Origin of the sequence: Chitinophaga sp. S165 (assembly GCF_003182155.1) — a bacterium.
GTDB lineage: Bacteria > Bacteroidota > Bacteroidia > Chitinophagales > Chitinophagaceae > Chitinophaga.
Genome location: NZ_QGTG01000008.1, coordinates 53485 through 73474 on the forward strand (window position 1 = coordinate 53485; position 19990 = coordinate 73474).

Consider the following 19990-nt stretch of genomic DNA (forward strand, 5'->3'; position numbering starts at 1 on the left):
GACCTCTATAAAAACCTATTTCTCTTGTCAAGAAAGACATATTATGGTGCTATTGCAGTAATAGGAGTTGTTTCTTTGTTTATTTTTGATACTGCGGCAAGGAATCGTTCGGGTTATTCTAACAACTATACTAAGAAATACTGGCAACCAAACATCACACCGGCGGCATTAGATACCGTTAAAAAGGATACGCTGAAGTTTCCGATAAAAGACCGTTACGGTACCAGTATTACAGATCCTGTCAAGAATCAGATTGATTTAAAAGATCCTGCAGGCTTATCCCGTACTGTTGATTATGATCCCGTCACCAAGCAATATACAGTAACAGAAAAGATAGGCGACCACTACTACCGCAATCCAACATATCTCAGCTTCGACGAATTCTATAAACTTCAGTCTGCTAAGAGTGAAGAGGATTACTGGCGTAAAAGAGCCAGCACCCTCGGATCGCTGAACCAGAAAGGAGACGGACCCGAATTGTACAAAGGCAGCAAACTGTTTGACAGGATCTTCGGTGGTAATAAAGTGGATATCAAGCCCCAGGGAAGCCTGGAGTTGACTTTCGGTTATGAAGGTCAGAATATCAAGAACCCTGTGCTCACAGAACAGGCCCGTAGAACGGGAGGTTTCGCTTTTGATATGAATATCAATATGAACCTGACCGGTAAGATAGGGGACAAGCTGAAACTCATCACCAACTATAATACGCAGTCTACCTTTGACTTTGAGAACCAGATCAAACTGGAATATACTGGTTACGACGACGAGATCATCAAAAAGATAGAGGCCGGTAACGTTAGCTTCCCTTTGCGTAGCTCCCTTATTTCCGGGGTACAATCTCTTTTTGGTATCAAAACCCAACTGCAGTTCGGTCGTCTGACGGTCACCTCTGTACTGTCTAACCAGAAGTCGCAGAAACAGAACCTATTGATCAAGGGTGGTACCCAGGTACAGGATTTTACACTGAGAGCAGACGAGTACGAAGACAACCGTCACTTCCTGATGGGGCAGTTCTTCCGTGATACTTTCAATAACGCTGTTAGTAACCTGCCGATCATCAGGTCACTGGCCTATGTAAACAGAATAGAGGTTTGGGTGACCAATAAAACAGGTGCTACGACTAATGCAAGAGATATCGTCGGTTTGATGGATTTGGGAGAATACCGCCCTTTTAATACCTCCATTAACGTATTAACTAATTCCAGGCTTACGGACAATAAGGTGAATGATCTCTATTCCAAGATCATATCAGACCCTATGAGCCGTTATACGGGAACAGTCGTCAGCCGCTTGCAAGGTCTGGGCCTACAGGCCGTCCAGGAATATGAAAAGACTTTCGCCCGAAAACTGGACTCTACAGAATATACTATTAACAGGCAGTTAGGCTTCATCTCGCTCAATCAACAATTGCAGGCGGATGAAGTTTTGGCCGTTGCATACCAGTACACTTATAATGGTCGTGTTTACCAGGTGGGTGAGTTTTCACAGGATATTCCGCCAGATCAGACCAACAGTGCCAATCAGCGTATCCTGTTCCTGAAATTGCTGAAAGCTACTTCCGCCCGTCCGCACCTGCCTATCTGGGACCTGATGATGAAGAACATCTATTCAACAGGCGCTTATCAGATCAACAGGGCGGATTTTAAACTGGACGTATATTATAAAGACCCGGGCACCGATTCCCGTGCACCGAGTGATAAACGTTACATACCGGATGCACAGGGAGTGTGGGAAGGAGCACCGCTCATCTCCATTCTGAACCTGGACAGGCTGAATAACCAGAACGACCCGCAGCCGGATGGTGTGTTTGACTATGTTGAAGGCTATACCATCAATTCCCAGACGGGGCGTATCATGTTCCCGCAACTGGAACCATTCGCCCAGGGCATTCAGAAAGCCTTCGGAGGCGATGCCGCCCTGGAACGGCAGTACCTGTACCGTGTACTGTATGACTCCATTAAAGTAGTGGCCCAACAGTTCCCACAGCTGAACCGATATATCCTGAAAGGATCCTATAAATCCAGCAACTCGTCCGAGATCCAGCTGGGAGGTTATAATATTCCTCCGGGGTCTGTAACGGTGACTGCCGGTGGACAGCAACTGCGTGAGAATGTGGACTTCATCATCGACTATAACCTGGGTCGTATCAAGATCATCAATGCTGGTATCCTGAACTCCGGGGTAGCTATTAATGTGCAGTTTGAAAACAATGCAGCCTTTGGTACGCAGGTGAGGAACTACTTCGGTACCCGCTTCGATTATGTGGTAAATGATAAACTGACGTTGGGTTCTACCATCGCCAGAATGAGTGAAAGGCCTTACTATCAGAAAGTGAACTATGGCGAAGATCCTATCAAGAACACGGTAGTAGGTTTCGACGCGAACTATAACTCCGAATGGAAAGGACTGACGCGTTTCCTGAACAAACTACCTAACTACCAGAGCAATACCCCTTCCAATATCATGTTCACCGGTGAGGTGGCCAAGTTGTTCCCGGGGCACAGTAAACTGGTAAATGCTGCAGGTAGTGGTCAGGGACAGATATTCATAGATGATTTCGAAGGTTCCCAGAGTGGTTACGACTTGAAATTCCCGGCTACAGCCTGGGCGTTGGCTTCTACTCCAAAAGATGCAAGTGACAGTGCGGGAAATATACTGTTCCCTGAAGCCGACAGAAGTAATGATCTCGGCTATGGCTCTCAGAGGGCAAGACTGGCCTGGTATATTATTGAACCTACCCTTCAGATCCCGAAATCGCCGGCATTACCTGACGGTATTACCGAACGGGAACAATCCGATCCGCGTGTACGCCTGGTGTATCAGAAAGAAGTATTTGCCAATCGCTCCACCGACTTCGGTCAGAGCCAGCTAAGTACACTCGATCTGGCGTATTATCCGGAAGAAAGAGGCCCTTACAATTTTGTAGCCAGCAGAGACAGCATTAACGCACAGGGCCGCCTGGCACATCCTGAGAAGAAATGGGGTGGTATCATGCGTGCGATCGACAACAGTGACTTCGAGACACAGAACGTAGAGTTCATTGAGTTCTGGATACAGGATCCATTCCTGGGAGATAATGCTAACAGTACCGGTGGGCAATTGTATTTTAACCTGGGTAACGTATCTGAAGATATCCTGAAAGATTCCCGTAAGTTCTTCGAGAACGGGTTGCCAAATCCGACTACGGAGCTGAATAAAACTGACTCTTCCCGCTGGGGGCGTATTCCAAAGTTCCAGCAACAGATCACACAGGCTTTCGATAACGATCCGGAGATCCGTGGGTATCAGGACGTTGGTTATGATGGTTTACCTAATAGTGATGAGTTGACTTTCCGCAAGTCATATCTTGATCAGCTGGCGGCAAACTTTGGAACAAATTCAGATGTTTACAAGGCTGCGGTGATTGACCCGTCTGCCGATAACTACAAGCACTACAGGGATTATGCCAATACGCCGATCCTGCAACGTTATAAACTGTTCAGCAATTCGGAAGGTAACTCCCCGGTTTCACAAAATACCACCTACTCCTCTGCAGCAACCAACATTCCAGAATCGGAAGACCTTAACAGGGATAATACGCTGAACGAAACGGAAGAGTATTTCCAGTATCGCGTGAACCTGAGACCGAACATGACGGTAGGTACTAATTACATTGTGGATAAGATCCCTGCAGAAGTGACCCTGGCAGATGGACAGAAAACAATAGAGAACTGGTACCAGTTCAAAGTGCCGGTAAGCCAGTTTAGCAAGAAGGTGGGAAATATTCCTGATTTCAAGTCCATCCGTTTCATGCGTATGTTCCTGACCGGCTTCCAGGACTCTGTGGTTGTTCGTTTCGCTAAACTGCAACTGGTGCGTAACCAATGGCGTCAGTATAACTATAAGCTGCAACCCGGCGATCCTATTCCGAATGACGAAACAACTACTTTCAATACTTCCGCTGTAAATATCGAAGAGAACTCTTCCCGTAAGCCAATCCCTTATGTGCTGCCTCCGGGAGTTGTGCGTCAGAATACGGTGAGCACCAATAGTACCGTGTTACAGTTGAATGAACAGTCTATGTCCATTCAGGTATGTAAACTGGCAGACGGTGATACCCGCGGAGTATCCAAGAATCTGAATATGGACCTGCGCCAGTATAAACGTATTCAGATGTATTTGCACGCTGAACCTTCCAATGATCCAAATGGTCTGAAAGATGGGGATCTGCGCGCAATCATCCGTATGGGTAGTGACTTTGTTGAGAACTACTATGAATATCAGATACCGCTGAAGATCACCAATTGGGGCGGACCTCACACGCCTTCTGACATCTGGCCGGAAATTAACGATATGGACCTGTTGATGAGCAATCTGACACAGTTGAAACAGGAGCGTAATCAGTGTGATAACTGTTCGCCTCAACTACCATACACCAAGCAGGATGAAAAGGGGAACTACATGAGCGTGATCGGTAATCCGAACCTCGGCGATGTAAGAAGTATCATGTTAGGTGTGACCAACCCTAAAGATGATGGTATAGAAAAGTGTGGTGAGGTATGGTTCAATGAACTTCGCCTGTCCGGTCTTGATGAGAAAGGTGGTTATGCCGGTATGGGCCGTGTGGATGTACAGCTGGCCGACCTGGGTACTGTGAGTGTATCCGGTAACATGCATACGGCAGGTTTCGGTAACCTTGACCAGCGTGTGAATGAACGCTTCCGCGATAACTATCTGCAATACGATGCCGCCGCTAACCTCGACCTGGGTAAACTGCTGCCTAAAAAAGTAAGCCTGTCCATTCCTGTTTATGCCGGTTATTCGCAAGCTGTCAGCAGACCGGAATATGATCCTTACGATCTGGACATCAAACTGAAGGATAAGTTAAGAATGGCGCGGAGTGATTACGAACGTGATTCCATCCGCAAGGCTGCAGAAGATTTCACCGCTATTAAGAGTCTCAACTTCACCAATGTGCGTCGCCTGAACCTGAATAGAAAAAGGAACCGCCTCTGGGATATTGAGAACTTTGATATCAGCTATTCATTTACACAGAGCACCAGCCATAATCCGATCATTGAAAGTGATGAGCTGACAAAACATCGCGGAGGTCTGGGATATACTTTCACTGGTCAGAGTAAGTTCATTACACCGTTCAAGAAGGTATTCAAGACGAAAACGCCGTGGCTTGACCTGATCCGTGACTTTAACTTCAACTACATACCATCGCTCATCAGCTTCAGGGTAGATGTGACCCGCCAGTTCGGCGCTACACGTATCCGTAACGTGGGAGGAGATGGTACTTATAAATTGCCGGAGACTTTCAACAAGTACTTCACATTTGACAGGTACTATGGTTTGAAATGGGATCTGTCACGCAGCTTGAGCATTGATTTCAATGCCGTGAACAATGCACGTGTTGACGAACCGGCAGGCCGTCTGAATTCTAAAGAGAAGAAAGACAGTCTCTGGAATAATTTCTTCAAACTGGGAAGGACCACCAATTACTATCATACAGCAAACATTACCTATACACTGCCAACAAGTAAGCTGCCTTTACTTAGCTGGACGAGCATTGCCCTGGGGTATTCGACAGACTACCGCTGGACGGGTGCTTCACTCCTGGCAAAATATCTGGGTAATGCAATCGAGAACTCCAACCAGAAAACAATAATGGCGGAATTCAAGTTCTCAGAGTTGTATAGTAAATCGGCCTTCCTGCGAGCCATTACCGGCGTACAGGTGAAGAAGAAACCGCAGCCGAATAATAATAACAGACCGGGAATGGCCGGCAACCAGAATAAACAGCAACCGGCGAAACAGGACAACAATCCGGAAATATCACCAATCCTGAAAGCGGTGATGAAGCCATTGTTGTCTCTCAAACGTATCAGTCTCGATTATTCTGAAAATGGCGGTACCCGTTTACCTGGTTATATTGATAGTACCAAGATACTGGGTATGAACTGGGCCAGCTGGGCGCCGGGTGTGCCATTCGTGTTCGGTAAGCAACCTGACAAAGCATGGCTGGACGATTTTGCGAAGAAAGGCCTGATCACTCCGGACACAACCTTTAACATCCAATATCAACAACAATTCACACAGCGCTGGCAGATACAGGCGCAATTGGAACCAGCTAATGATCTTCGTATTGACCTGAGTATGACCAAGTCCTTTACCAAGACGCATACTGAGTTGTTCAAGAACCTGCCTGATTCCGGCTTCCAACACTTAAGCCCTTATGATGCGGGTGGATTTGAGATCTCTTATATGGCTATCAAGACCATCTTCGGAGGTATTGACGCTGAATCAGGTACAACGCAGACCTTTAAGGACTTTGAACGTTACCGTCAGACGATCTCTAACCGTCTGGGGGCCCTGAATCCTTATAATACCGATCCTGGCGTACCAACTAATAATCCGAAAGATCCTACCTATCGTTATGGTTACGGACGTTATGCTCAGGATGTGCTGGTACCTGCGTTCCTGGCGGCATATACTGGTAAGAGCCCTGAGAAGATAGGATTGTTGAGAAGTGCCGGTCTGTCAAGTGTGCGCAGTAATCCTTTCAGTAACTATATACCACGTCCTAACTGGCGTATCGCTTATAACGGTCTGACCAAACTGGAACCATTCAAATCCATCTTTACCAATGTGTCTCTGACACATGCATATGTGGGAAGTTTGAGCATGAGCTCTTACAACTCCGCACTGTTGTATGAAGATCCACGTTTGGCAGGTTATCCGGGATTTGTGGATACCGTGTCAGGCAACTACATTCCTTACTTCCTGATACCGAATATCACGATGACGGAACAGTTTGCACCGTTACTGGGTATAGATGTTACTTTCACGAGCAGTCTGAATCTGCGTATGGAGTTCAAGAAGAGCCGTTCACTCAGTCTTAGCCTGATCGACTACCAGCTGACGGAGCTCCGTTCTACGGAATTAACGCTGGGAGGTAGCTATCGTTTACGTAATGTGACATTCGCATTCCTGGGACAGGCTAAAGACGGCAAGAAGGTACAGAACGATATGAACTTCAGGCTGGACATGAGCTTCCGTGATGATAAGACGGTGAACAACAGGCTGGATGCCGACCTGGTGATCCCGACAAGCGGACAGAAAGTGATCGGTATATCGCCATCAATTGACTATGTGGTGAACAACCGTCTGAACCTCCGTTTCTTCTATGATCGCCGGCAAACAATACCGGTTATTTCGACTGCTTATCCGATCACCAATACAAGGGGTGGTTTGACATTGAGATTTATGCTGGCTCAATAACAGCGTAATTATATATCATGCATGCACAGGCTGAACGTTCAAACGTTCAGCCTGTGTCTTTTAGTAATATGACATATATCATTTGAAATTGGCGCATTGTTAACCTATTTTTGTGCCGTGAGATATTTTTTCGCCATATCAGTATTCCTGGGCTTGTTGTTGCAAAACTTCAGCCAGGTGGTGATTATGGTGAAGTATAAAATAGACCAGGCATACATTGCGAGTGTACTTTGCGAGAACAGGGACAAGCCTGACATGCACTGTAACGGTAAATGTTACCTGAGAAAGAAGCTGCAGCAAGATGAGCAGCAACAACAGAACGGTACCACGGGCAAGGAAAAGTATGAAGTGTCTTATATAGACGCATTGCAGGAGTTTAACTTTAAGCCCATCGCCCCTTCGTCAGAACTCTTTGTTTATTATCAGGATCCTGAACTGCATACTCCTTTATTCTCTTTCTTCCACCCACCTCAGGCTTAAGCTCAGCCAAAACAACATTTTTATTGTGATGTGTACATATGAGCGACTACATGGCATATAACCATGAGCGATCTCATATATAATTCCTTCCATTTATTTACTATTTGACAACTAATGACCGTGATGGCATTTGATTGGCTGTGGCATTATACTGCCTGCCATGCAATGACATGCGGTTAGTTGAACTTTTGAACTTATGAGATATTTATTACTGATAATAACAGGAGTATTGTTATTTGTACAATCACATGCGCAGGTGCAGGGCCGTGTGATTGACGCGCAGACAGGAGAAGTATTGCCGGGTGTGACCGTGCAGTTATTACATGCAGATAAAGGGTGCCAGACAGATGCTACCGGACGTTTTGTACTGAATGGTAGTAAAGCCGATGATTCGGTTAAAGTATCATTTGTAGGATATCAGTCACAGAAGCTGGCAATAAAGACACAGCAGCCATTTATCGTTTCATTGACGCCTGCTACTGCAAGTCTGAATGAAATTATTGTGACCACAAGCCGGGACAAGCAGTCCCGTACGGACGCACCTGTAGCTATAAGCACCATTTCGACGCAGGAGATCAGGGATACAAAAGCAACCTCTCTGGAACAATTACTGAATAAGGTCAGTGGTGTATACATGGTGGACCTGGGTAATGAACAGCATACAATGGCTATCAGGCAGCCCATTGGGTACAAAAGTCTCTTCCTTTATCTGGAAGATGGTATTCCCATCCGTACAATTGGCGACTTTAACCACAATGCACTGATCGAGATCAACCAGGCCGCATTACGTAATATTGAAGTAGTGAGAGGGCCTGCATCATCCTTATATGGCAGTGAGGCCGTAGGAGGTGCGGTGAACTTCATTACTGCAGCACCGTCTTTGAAGCCTATGGCCAGGATACAGGCAGAGATCAGTGATCGTGGATATAAGCGTACCGATTTTAGTGCTTCCAGTACATTTAATAAAGTAGGTATAAGCTTCGGTGGTTACTACGCTGACCAGCGCAATGGTTATATGGACCACAGTGATTTTCATAAGCTGGCCTTTACATTGCGGGCGGATTATCAGATAAACGAACGGACGAAATGGATCAACTCTGCTACATTGACCGACTATTATACAGACCAGGTAGGCGGATTGGATAGCGCCCATTTTTATTCTAAAGATTATCGCAACTTCCAGACATTCTCTTACCGTAAGGTAAATGCATTCCGCTACAGAAGTACGCTGGAGCATGCCTGGAGTACAACAAACAGAACTACTGTCACGGCATTCTTCCGTAACAACAGCATAGGTCAGAATCCATTTTATGCTATTAAAAACAACCAGCAGAATCCACTGAAAGCTACCGGTGAGATCAATGACGACAGCTTTAACAGTTATGGGCTGATCATACAACATAAGAAACAGTTTCCCTGGAGACATGCATCTTTGATTGCCGGCGTGAGTGCAGATTACAGTCCTGCAACTTACTATTCAGAGTTTATTGATATAGATCGCGATGCCGCAGGTTATTATACAGGTTATACAAAGTCTGATTCACTGCTGACAGATTATAATGTAGGGCTGCTCAATACAGCGGCCTATGCACAGTTTGATATGGAATTACTGCGCGGTTTGAAACTGGTGGCAGCACTTCGTTATGACAGGATGGATTATGATTTTGATAATCATCTTACACCATCCGCATTCACAGGTGCTCCTGATGAACGTAACAACTTTAATGCACTGACGCCGAAAGTGGGACTGACGTACGACTTTGGAAAGAGCCGCGGACTGTATGCTAATTATAGTGTCGGCTTTGCACCGCCTAATATATCAGAATTGTACAGAGGAGTGAAGGTCCCGACCCTTGAACCTGCAACCTACCGTAATTATGAAGCGGGCGGCTGGTTTGGTTTTGCTAATGATAAAGGGTATGTGGACATAGGTGTGTATAATATGCAGGGAACAAATGAGATCATTAGTGTGAAACTGGATGACGGATCTTATGAGAACCGTAATGCCGGACGTACAACGCACCGGGGCATAGAATGGAACGTGCGTTATTCACCGGTGCGCTCATTATGGATCCGTTGCAGTGGTCAGTATGCAGAACACTTCTTCAATGAGTATATCGAGAAAGGCGTGAGCTATGACGATAACCGGATGAGTGGAGCGCCGAAAGTGATCACTAATACGGAGATCACCTGGAAACCGGGATTCCTGCGTGGGTTCAGATTAGGAGGAGAATGGCAGCATGTGAGCCGCTATTACATGGACCCACAGAATACCCGCTACTATGGAGGTTACGACCTGCTGAACTTCCGTACTGGTTATGGCTGGAGGAATCTTGAATGTTGGGTTAACTGTCGCAATGCAGCAGATGCGATCTATGCTACTACGGCAGAAAAAACGACTTATAGCACAACTTACAGACCAGGACCGAAACGTACTTTTAACATAGGTGTTGCTTATACATTTAACGGTAAAAACTGACAACGATGGGAATAAGAAAATGGTTGGTATTACTGACTATCTGCACAGCAGCTTGTAACAGCAAGCAGGGAAAAATACAAGTGTTATCACATCCGGTACAGGATGCCTCTTGTCCTTATCTGACCACAACTACAGATGGTAAAACTGTGATCAGCTGGGTGGAGACAAAACAGGGAGCTGATACAGGTACATTGTATTATGCCATATCAACTGACAGAGGCAGTACCTTTTCTGCACCACTACAGGTGCCTACAGCAAACGGCATATTGCCGCATGCCGAGAATATGCCTAAGATAGTGTTTAAACCGGATGGAGAAATCATTGCGATTTATGGTGTAGAGCAGGATGATGCGCGTAATAAATATGCCGGCCGGGTATTTTATACCCGCTCTTTAAACGGAGGGAAAAGCTGGTTGCCCGCACAGCCCCTGGTAACAGATACCGGTAGTTATGATCAACGGTATTTTGATATTGCTTTATTGCCCAGTGGCGAAGCTGCTGCTATATGGCTTGATAACAGAAAGGATATTGATGCAGAAGGGTCTTCCCTGTATTATGCGGTTACTGCCGGTCATGAAGGCTTTAAACAGGAGAAGTCACTGGCGGAAACTGTTTGTCAATGTTGCAGGACAGATCTCTATACGGATGGCCAGGGAGGTATTCATATTGCTTTCAGGGATATCATCAATGACTCTATCCGCGATATGGTACACATGGTATCTACAGACGGAGGGGCCTCTTTCTCTGAAATGAACAGGATCAGTGCAGATAACTGGGTGGTAAGAGGTTGCCCCCATACCGGGCCTGCTATGGTGAAAAATAAGGAAGGGATGCACTTTGCCTGGTTTACCATGGGAGGAGGAGAAGGAGTGTATTACTGCCAGTCTATGGACAATGGCAGGACATATACCCATAAGCAAAAAGTAAGTTCGGTACCATTAGCGAAACATCCGCAGATCACTGCATTGGCCGATAATAAGATCATGCTGGTTTGGGATGAGCCTGTGAAAGTAAAGAGTACATTTAATAGCCGTGTAGGCTTTCAGTTGAGGGATGGTGCTGGTAAAATACTGGACACCGGATTGCTCACACCAGATTCTGTTTATGCGTCTTACCCGGTGATAAAAGGTGTAGATGATCATACTGTGCTGGTGGCTTATACACAGCGTGAGGGAGAGGTACAGCAGGTACGTTGTGTGCAGATGAATAAGTGAAGTAACTATATAAAAAAATCCCGCCGGCTTACACCGGCGGGATTAGATTCATTTCTCAGTAACTAAAAGCTCCGGCCCAATCCTGGCGAGTAGCCCAGCGACCGTAGTTATTCCTTTTAGATCTGTCGGAGTAGAAGCGCCATTCTGCTTTCCACCTGGGATAGTAAAGGCGCAACAAATACAGTGTTGCAAATGTAAGCATAGGGATATGGTTTTTTAGGATAGATAGTCGGCATCATCAAAACGTTAAAATAGTTAGTTAGTTGCACCTCCGCGCGGAGGTATATCTTAAGCAGCCTCAAATACAATACTCACAAATAGCCCCTCATATACGTTAATTGTTTCAAATATAAATACAAAAGGTTACATTCAAAATAACATCTAAGTGTTATATTAACATTTTTTACTCTTTATCGAAGTAATAGGCATTAGCCTGTTGCAGGCAAGTCATTACCAGATCATTGATGCATACGTGAGGTGGTAAAGTGGCACAGTAGTAAATTGTGTCTGCTACATCCTCACCGGTTAAAGGTTGGAAGCCTTTATAAACGTTGTCAGCTTTTTCTTTGTCACCTTTAAATCGCACTTCTGAAAACTCTGTAGCTGCAGCTCCGGGATGTACAGCAGTTACCTTGATACGGTGGGGAAGCAGGTCGATACGCATGCCTTGTGAAATAGAATCTACTGCAGCTTTGGTTGCACAATAGACATGTCCTTTGGCATACACCTGTTTAGCGGCAGTAGAGCCAAGATTGATGATATGTCCTTTGCCCTGTTCTTTGAGCCAGGGGATCACCACTCTGGAAACATAAAGTAAGCCTTTCACATTGGTGTCGATCATGGTATCCCAGTCAGACACATCTCCATCTTCAATTGTACTGAAACCGAGGGCCAGTCCGGCGTTATTGATAAGGATGCTGACAGCTTTCCATTTGTCAGGTATATTGCCTAATACGCTGTTTACAGCCTGTTGATCTCTCACATCAAAACAAAGTGGTAATACGGCAATCTTATATTCCTGTTGTAACTGTTGCTGTAATGTTGTTAATCTCTCCTCTCTTCTTCCTGTGATAATTAAATCATAACCATTCGCAGCGAACTTCTTTGCGCACGCCTCACCAAAGCCAGAGGTAGCTCCGGTAATTAAAACTATTGCCATAGATCGATTTTATTTCACCAAAGTTACAGTGCCTTTCTTTAAAATGCTTTTACCGGTTAAATCTTTTCCGGCAAGTATCCAGATATAGGTGTCAACTGGTGCTGGCATGCCTTTGATAGTACCGTCCCATCCTTTGCGGAAGTCGGTGGAGGAAAATACTTCCTGTCCCCAGCGATTAAAGATGCGGAAGTATTCGTATTCTGTAATGCCGACAGGAACAAACCGGAAACGATCGTTCTGTCCGTCGCCATTTGGACTGAAGGCGGTAGGAACGTATACTTCCGGACCGGTGTAATACTTGATATTGATCGAATCATAGCCAATACATCCCTGTGAGTTCGAGACTTGCAGCAGGTACGTGATGTCATCGTTGCCACTGACGACAGGATTTGAAACGTTTATATTGTTCAGGCCAATCGGTGGCGACCAGGCATAGAATTCCCCACCGGTCGCATTCAGTTGCAGTTGCTGTCCTTTGGCGAGGATGGTGTCATTGCCCGCGAAAGGATTGACCTCATAGACAGTGATTTCCCTGGAAAGTGTCGCACTGCACGATCGGTCTGTAAGCAGGGAGAGTGTGACGGTATATGTGCCTCCCTCCTGGTAGACGTAATTCATTTGAGTACTGACAGCACTGGTTGGCTGTGGTGCATCAGGTATACCAATGTCCCAACGCCTGCTGGTAATTTTGCCATAGGTGTAGGTGGAAACATCATTGAAGCGGATAGGTTTTCCACGGCAAAGACCTTCCACCGTAAAATCAGCATTTAAACCCGGATAATTGTGAACAAAACCAGTTACGCTGTCAGTACAGGAAAGTCCGCGGTTGACCACCAGTTTCACAGGGAAAATGCCGGTGTCGGGGAACTGGTGAGTGAAGACAGCTTTATCAAAAGTGATGGTATCGGTACCATCGCCAAAATCCCAATAATAACTGGAAGTAAAGCCGGCATTACTGTAATTGGGAATGGTGACACCCAGGTCAGGGCTGGCCACGCAGTTCATGAGCACATCGGGAAAGCCAGCGCTGATGTTGGTCGTACAATTGAAGACTGTCAGCAAGAGGTCTTTGTGGTGTGTGCCGAGTAATATTTTCGTACGCCGGTCATATTCACTTACGCAAACGGAAATGACAAACTTTCCCTGGCGGTTAGGTGTACCTCGGAGCATACCATGATTATCTATGGATATCTGCGGAGCACCGCCCATTGGATTGGCGCCCGAATAGGGTGTTACATAATTGACGGTAGAATTATATGGAGGTGGATTGGCTGCTACTCCCTCACTGCGTGTAGAGCCTCCTGTGAGTGCACTGCAAAGACTGTAGGTAAGACTGTCCCCATCCGGATCGAAAGCAGAATAATCAAAGGTAAAAGGCAGACTGTTACAGATAACGATCGCACCGTCCTGTTTGAAATGCACGCTGCTGTTGGTCGGCCTCTTTTCTACTCCCGGAATGACGGTATAGAAGGTAGATCCCTCATGCTCGGAATCATAGATATTAGTAAGCTTCTCCCCACGGCAACAGCGCTGGTAAGTGACATAGTATCCGCCATTGGAGGCTGGTAGTTCGACAGTATCCCGGTAATAGGCTACTTCCAGGTTTTGTGTGCGGGGAGCCAGGCAGGGATTTTTGAGGGTATCACGGAGGGATTTTGTTTCGCTGATATAGAGTTGTCTGGCATTGACAATACGGACGCCGCTGGCACTATAAATATTGACTGGAACTGGATTTTCGAAATGATCAAGACATCCCTGAATGGGACCGCAGGTAAAGTCGGCATCCCGGTATAACTTGAGGACGATCTCATATCTGTATTTGCCGTCGCCGGCGGTGCCCAGATATGCATAGTAAATTTCGCCGCCAATTATATGGTAAGCATCTGCTCTAACGTAGACAAAGGTGCAGCAAATAGCCAGAATAAGGAGTCGGTACATCAAAAGGGGCGCATAACGTAAAAATGACTTTCTTATAGGAATTTACAAAAAAATCCACCGTTAATAAAATCATTTTTTCCAGTGTTCATGCGACTTTGGAAGTACTTGTACAGTAGATCATTACAGTTGATAGTATGTAATTAAATGAAGTTATTTCTATCTGACAAGTGTTACAGTTCCTTTTCTTAATACAGTTTCGTTATCTACATTTTTACCTTGTACTACCCAAACGTAGCTGCCTACCGCTGCGGGAGACCCATTAAAGTACCCATCCCATCCCTTCATATACTGTGTGGTACTGAACATAAGCTTTCCCCAGCGGTCATATACGCGGAAGAAGTCCATCTGTACGATACCTACGGGAAGTGGACGGAAAATATCGTTCTGGCCGTCGCCGTTAGGAGAGAAGCCTGTAGGAACGTAGATGTCGGGGCCTGCTATAAAACGGACTTTAATATCATCCCGGCCGGAACAGCCTTCTGCCGTATAGACGGTTACGGTATAGGTAATGTCACGATTGATGGTGGTAGTTGGATTATAGATATTGGGGTTATCCAGACCTATTATTGGAGTCCATACATAGTTGATACCACCGGAGGCATTTAACTGGAATGGCTGGTTCAGGATTGCAATGGTATCGTTGCCGGCAAAGGCAGGCACGGGCGGTACCACATTGATCACTACACTATCCAGAACTGGTTTCGGACAACCCAGTACATCGGTTACCGTAACTATATATTGAGTGGTATCGGTTGGCCGGGCAATAGTATTGGCACTTCTCGGAGTGGATAATGTTGTTGTCGGAGTCCACTGATAAGAGCTTCCGCCTGTCGCACGCAGTGTAACCTGCTCACCATAGCAAATGGTAGTATCTTCACCGGCATAGGCTACAGGAGGATCTACTATGCGCAATTGTACATTATCCTGACCACTACAGTCGCCAAGATCTCCTCTTACGGTATAACCTACCGACGGCGCCGGGGGAACGATGGACAGTACCGGACCAGTTCCAACTTCCGCGTTGGTGGACGTATTGAACCAGGTGAGCGGATAATTGCCATCGGGAAATGCACGGATATGTACTTCATCGCCTGTACATACAGTACTGTCGGCAATGGTCGTTACCACCAGTTTTTCTCTCACGTCAATGGCAATCCGTTTGCTGTTACTACACCCTGTCTGGTCTGTGAACGTTACGGTATAGGCCGTATCTCTTTTAGGAAAGATCGTTGGGTTGGCGGTATTGGCGTTATCGATATTATATGAAGGGCTCCATGTATATGTTCCGTTCACCACGTTGCCATCTACTACGCTTTCAGCGTGCAGTTGAATAAAATTCAGGATACATAGCAGCGTATCCGGTGTGGTGGCCAGTGGCGGCTTGTCATAAATAATAAGATCGGTGGTGTCAAAACGTTCGCATCCCTGTTCTGTTTTAACCTGCAGTACCACCTGGTAGTTCCCTGGTCCGGGATATTGATAATGTGGGTCTTCCTGTAGCGATGTATCCGTATCGGTCGTCTCTACACCGAAATCCCAACGGAAATAGTTAATTCTGTCAGAGGTACTGGAGGTATTGGAGGTGTTGTCAAAAGCGGTTGTAGTATTGCTACATAAACCGCTTGCCCGCACAACAGGCCTCAACATGGGATATACATAGGCCGTGGCAATAGCGCTGTCGCCACAATTACTCTGCCTGTCCACCCATAGTTTTACGGTATAAGTACCGTCCTGTGTATAGGTATGTTGTATCGGATCGCTGCTGTTCGTCTTCAAGGTCTGGCCATCCCCGAAATCCCATTCGTAGGGTTTACCTTCTGTACTGTTGTTGATAAACGTGATGGTATAGCCAGAACAGTCGTTGTATTTCTCTGGCATGGCGGCAACGACCGACTTAATACAGGTAGTTACATTGACATGGAAATCTTTCCGGTGTATCCCAAGCAGTCTGCCATTCCGGTATTCGGAAGCACATACGGTCACCACATACTTGCCCGGGTTAGGGGCGGTCCCGGAGATAACGCCGGTTTGCGGGTTTATAGTGGCTCCTGCTCCCAGCGGACTACTGCCGGAATACGGACTCTTATAAGGGATCAGGCCATAGGGAGGTGCAATTGCTGCAGGAGGAATGCCTGATTGGCCGGTTGTCTGGCCGCCGCCATAAGCATCGCAGAAAGAATAAACGATCTGATCCCCATCAGGATCGATCGCAGAGAAATCGTATGTGAATTTTTTATTGGCGCATACAAGCACCGCTTCATCTTTTGCGAAGTATGGACTGGAGTTATTTAAAATGCCATCTTTTCCTGGCAGCTCGGTAAAATAGGTAGCGCCATTGCCCGGACTATTCTGTTCGTCATTCGGGTTTCTGGTGTCTATGATATTTTCCATTGTGAAGTCACGGCAGCAGCTCTGAAAAGCAACGACATAGCCCTTGTCACTGACAGGAACGGTTATATTCTGTACGTATATACCGATCTGAAAACAAATATTGGGAGGGTTAACGATACATGGATCTATCTGTCCCAGCTCTTTTTGTTCCTTACTGGCGCGTGGCACCAGGGGCTGGGTTACCCGTGAATTGGTTTGTATATCGAAAACGGAGAAATAAACCGATTCCGGTAATTCTGCTATATTCTGTCCACTACCGCATATGCGGAACAGCTTCAATGTAACCTGATAGGTCAGATTATCACCATTGCGGCTGATATACTTATACAACATTTCTCCCCCAATGATATGGGAAGCCCTTGTTATGTACCCGAAGGAAAGAATGATAAGCAGTATAAGGGTTCTTTTCACGTTCAATATTGTTGGCAAAAAAGAATAAACTGTTCCAATAGTTGTCTGCTGGCATCCGGAACTTCCCACATTCCCATATGCCCGGTGTCCTCAAAAATATGGATGCTGCTGATGCGTGGCATGGATACCTGTGGCAGGACATTCTGCATGGGTACGGCGTTATCGTCTTTACCTATTACAAACAAAACGGGTACGGAAAGGGACGATAGTACAGCTGTCCTGTCAGGGCGTTGTATCATAGCCTCATAATAAGCCACCTGTGATGACTGTGGGCATTGCAAACACATCTGAATATACGACTCTATCTGTTCAGGATGTTGCTTTTTATAGGCAGGGCTGAACATATTAGGCATTGTCTGTTTCACAAAAGCTTCGTTCCCATACTTTTCAATCATATTGATGGATTTCCGGCGGGCTTCTTTTTTTTCCTCATTGTCCGGCGCGGCCGTAGAATGAAATAATCCCAATCCCTGTATCAGTGAAGGGTATTTCTCAGCCAGGGCCAGGGCCACATAGCCACCCATGGAATGGCCTATTATGACTGCTCTGGATATGCCTTCCGCTTTTAGAAGATCATTTATATATTCAGCCATGCTCTCCATGCTCAACGTGCCTGTTGCAGGCACATTGCCCGTACCGGGAAGGTCGGGTGCTATCACATAAAATTGTTCGCTTAAGGCATCCAGTTGTTCGCGCCAGATCTGGTTATTCTCAGAAAAACCATGTATCAGCACTACTGCCGGTTTGCTTTTTAGATCAGTATTTCGGGTCAAAGGTTTATTGGACACTGGAAAATAATTTTGGAATCAGGAATTGGGCATGGAAGGCCTGAATTTCAGGTAAAAACTAAACAATATCATCACAATACAGAAAGCAACCGCCGCTTTGGATATAAGATCCCCAAATCTTACATAGAACGTAAATGTATCGCCCGGTGTTACATTTGCTTCTATAACTCCTTCTTTCCAATATGGTAATGGTTGCTGCAGCCTGCCCATAGGGTCAATGACACAGGAAATACCTGTGTTGGCGCTGCGGGCTACCCAGCGGCGGGTTTCAATAGCCCTGAGGCGCGCATATTGTACGTGCTGGCGGTGGCCTTCCGTATCGCCCCACCAGCCGTCGTTAGTAATGACAAACAGTAAGTTCGCCCCACGCCTTACATGTTCTGCTACAAACTCACCGTATACGGATTCATAACAAATTGTCGGTAATACCTTTACGTGGGTACGGGTGTCTTCCAGCAGTTCAACGCCAGGTGTAAGACCATATCCCCCGGTTATACCGCCCATATCCAATGCCAGCTCTTTCATGAACGACATATAACGGGCGTAAGGAATTAGCTCTACACCCGGTACCAGTTTAGCTTTATGATAGACCTGCACAGCATGAGATGTGTCAACCTGAATTGCGGAATTGAACGCATCGTACCTGAAGTTGCCGTCTTCTGAACTGCGGGCCATTTTAGGGGCTTCATCCGTTACATCATATCGTTTCAGGGTAGTAGCGCCGCTAACAATTGTTGCTTTGGGGTACCGCCTGAGGAACTGCCTGATCTGTTCTGTTTCATCTTCATAAGACAGCTTGTGTTCCCACACGCCATGTGTGAATAACGCAGTTTCCGGCCAGATAATATATGAAGTGTTACTGTCGGCTTTCTGAGCAGACAGGGATAGTAGTTTTTTCAGCTGGAGTTCCTCATTCTCTTCCGCAAACTTATCGTAAGGATCGATATTCGGCTGAACGACCACTATCCGTGCAGTGGTCCCTTCAGGCGCCTCGAAGTTGTATTGTACCAGCGAACTGAGTAACAGCGGAATAATAATAACCGCTGCCGGTTTCCAGGCAGTTTTCCACAAAAAAGTGGTCATTGCAACGGGGTATTGCTTGCGTTGCATCCAGGTGTGGTAGATCAGAATATTGGCGAGCAGTATCCATAGCGTACCGCCGCTCACGCCGGTATACTCATACCATTGTATCCAGGAAGGATGCATGGCAAAGGCATTACCGAGACTAAGCCAGGGCCAGCTGAATTCCCAGTTGAGGTGGATGTATTCAAACGTTAACCAATATACTATGAGCGCAAAATATCCGGCAGTCTGGCCTACCCGCACCCGTGTACGGTGATAGCCCAATAAGGGCACACTCATTACCAGGGTATTGATCAGGTTAGCGGCAAGACCGCTTGCCGGAACCGTAGTGTTGCCTACCCACCAGGTGGTGGCGACGTTCCAGAGGAATAAGGTCAGGAAGATACATCCAAAGTATTTACCACGATGCGCTACAAGATCTGTTATCCGTAGCAAAGGGATAAATGCAATGAATATCAGGAAGGTAAGGGGAGAGGTTGGCCATGCGGCCCATAACAGCAATGCACCGGCAAGGCTTAGTAATATGGGTAACCAGCGGTTCATAGTCAATTCATTTTATAACCGGTTATCCATAGCAGATAGATAACCGTAATATTATTGTCTGATCGCCCTGTTGACGGACGAGAAAGGACGAATATAAAAGTAGTATGGGAAATAAATTATTAAATAATAATAAAAGCCTCCTGGCTTACGGCAGGAGGCTTTATCATTATTTTACGATGATGATCAAACATCAATTATCTGTCAACTGTATACTGTAAATCATCAATCACTTCCGGTC

The 19990-nt window shown here is 46.1% G+C and carries 10 protein-coding genes; 4 read left to right on the plus strand and 6 right to left on the minus strand.

Features of this window, described 5'->3' with window-relative positions:
- Positions 1 to 24 precede the first annotated feature (24 nt).
- From sprA to C7475_RS25225, 4 genes are all read left to right on the plus strand, one after another.
- A complete protein-coding gene (gene sprA / locus C7475_RS25210; protein ID WP_110056191.1) occupies positions 25 to 7266 on the plus strand; it encodes a cell surface protein SprA in 7242 nt (2413 codons plus the stop codon).
- A gap of 117 nt (positions 7267 to 7383) precedes the next feature.
- Positions 7384 to 7746, plus strand: coding sequence for a hypothetical protein (locus tag C7475_RS25215; protein ID WP_146217647.1), 363 nt, complete (start codon positions 7384 to 7386; stop codon positions 7744 to 7746).
- Between the two features lie 196 nt (positions 7747 to 7942).
- Entirely contained in the window at positions 7943 to 10225 is a 2283-nt protein-coding gene (locus C7475_RS25220) for a TonB-dependent receptor (protein ID WP_110056193.1), read from the plus strand.
- A 5-nt stretch (positions 10226 to 10230) separates the two neighbouring features.
- Positions 10231 to 11439, plus strand: coding sequence for a sialidase family protein (locus C7475_RS25225; protein ID WP_110056194.1), 1209 nt, complete (start codon positions 10231 to 10233; stop codon positions 11437 to 11439).
- Between the two features lie 55 nt (positions 11440 to 11494).
- On the opposite strand, the gene C7475_RS33060 is transcribed toward C7475_RS25225, so the two are convergent.
- The 6 genes from C7475_RS33060 to lnt all read right to left on the minus strand — a co-directional run bounded on the left by C7475_RS33060 (position 11495) and on the right by lnt (position 19752).
- Positions 11495 to 11641 carry a hypothetical protein gene (locus C7475_RS33060; protein ID WP_158286615.1) on the minus strand — a complete coding sequence of 49 codons (147 nt, stop codon included), beginning with the start codon at positions 11639 to 11641 and terminating at the stop codon, positions 11495 to 11497.
- A gap of 201 nt (positions 11642 to 11842) precedes the next feature.
- Complete coding sequence (locus C7475_RS25230; RefSeq protein WP_110056195.1) at positions 11843 to 12598, minus strand: SDR family NAD(P)-dependent oxidoreductase; 756 nt, start codon at positions 12596 to 12598, stop codon at positions 11843 to 11845.
- A gap of 9 nt (positions 12599 to 12607) precedes the next feature.
- A complete protein-coding gene (locus C7475_RS25235) occupies positions 12608 to 14536 on the minus strand; it encodes a PKD domain-containing protein (RefSeq protein ID WP_110056196.1) in 1929 nt (642 codons plus the stop codon).
- A 156-nt stretch (positions 14537 to 14692) separates the two neighbouring features.
- Positions 14693 to 17338, minus strand: a complete 2646-nt coding sequence (locus tag C7475_RS25240; RefSeq protein WP_146217648.1) for a gliding motility-associated C-terminal domain-containing protein — start codon at positions 17336 to 17338, stop codon at positions 14693 to 14695.
- 2 nt (positions 17339 to 17340) lie between these two features.
- A complete protein-coding gene (locus tag C7475_RS25245; protein WP_233259959.1) occupies positions 17341 to 18111 on the minus strand; it encodes an alpha/beta fold hydrolase in 771 nt (256 codons plus the stop codon).
- Positions 18112 to 18144: 33 nt separating this feature from the next.
- Positions 18145 to 19752: an apolipoprotein N-acyltransferase gene (gene lnt / locus C7475_RS25250; RefSeq protein WP_110056199.1), complete on the minus strand. Its 1608-nt coding sequence runs from the start codon at positions 19750 to 19752 to the stop codon at positions 18145 to 18147.
- Positions 19753 to 19990 lie beyond the last annotated feature (238 nt).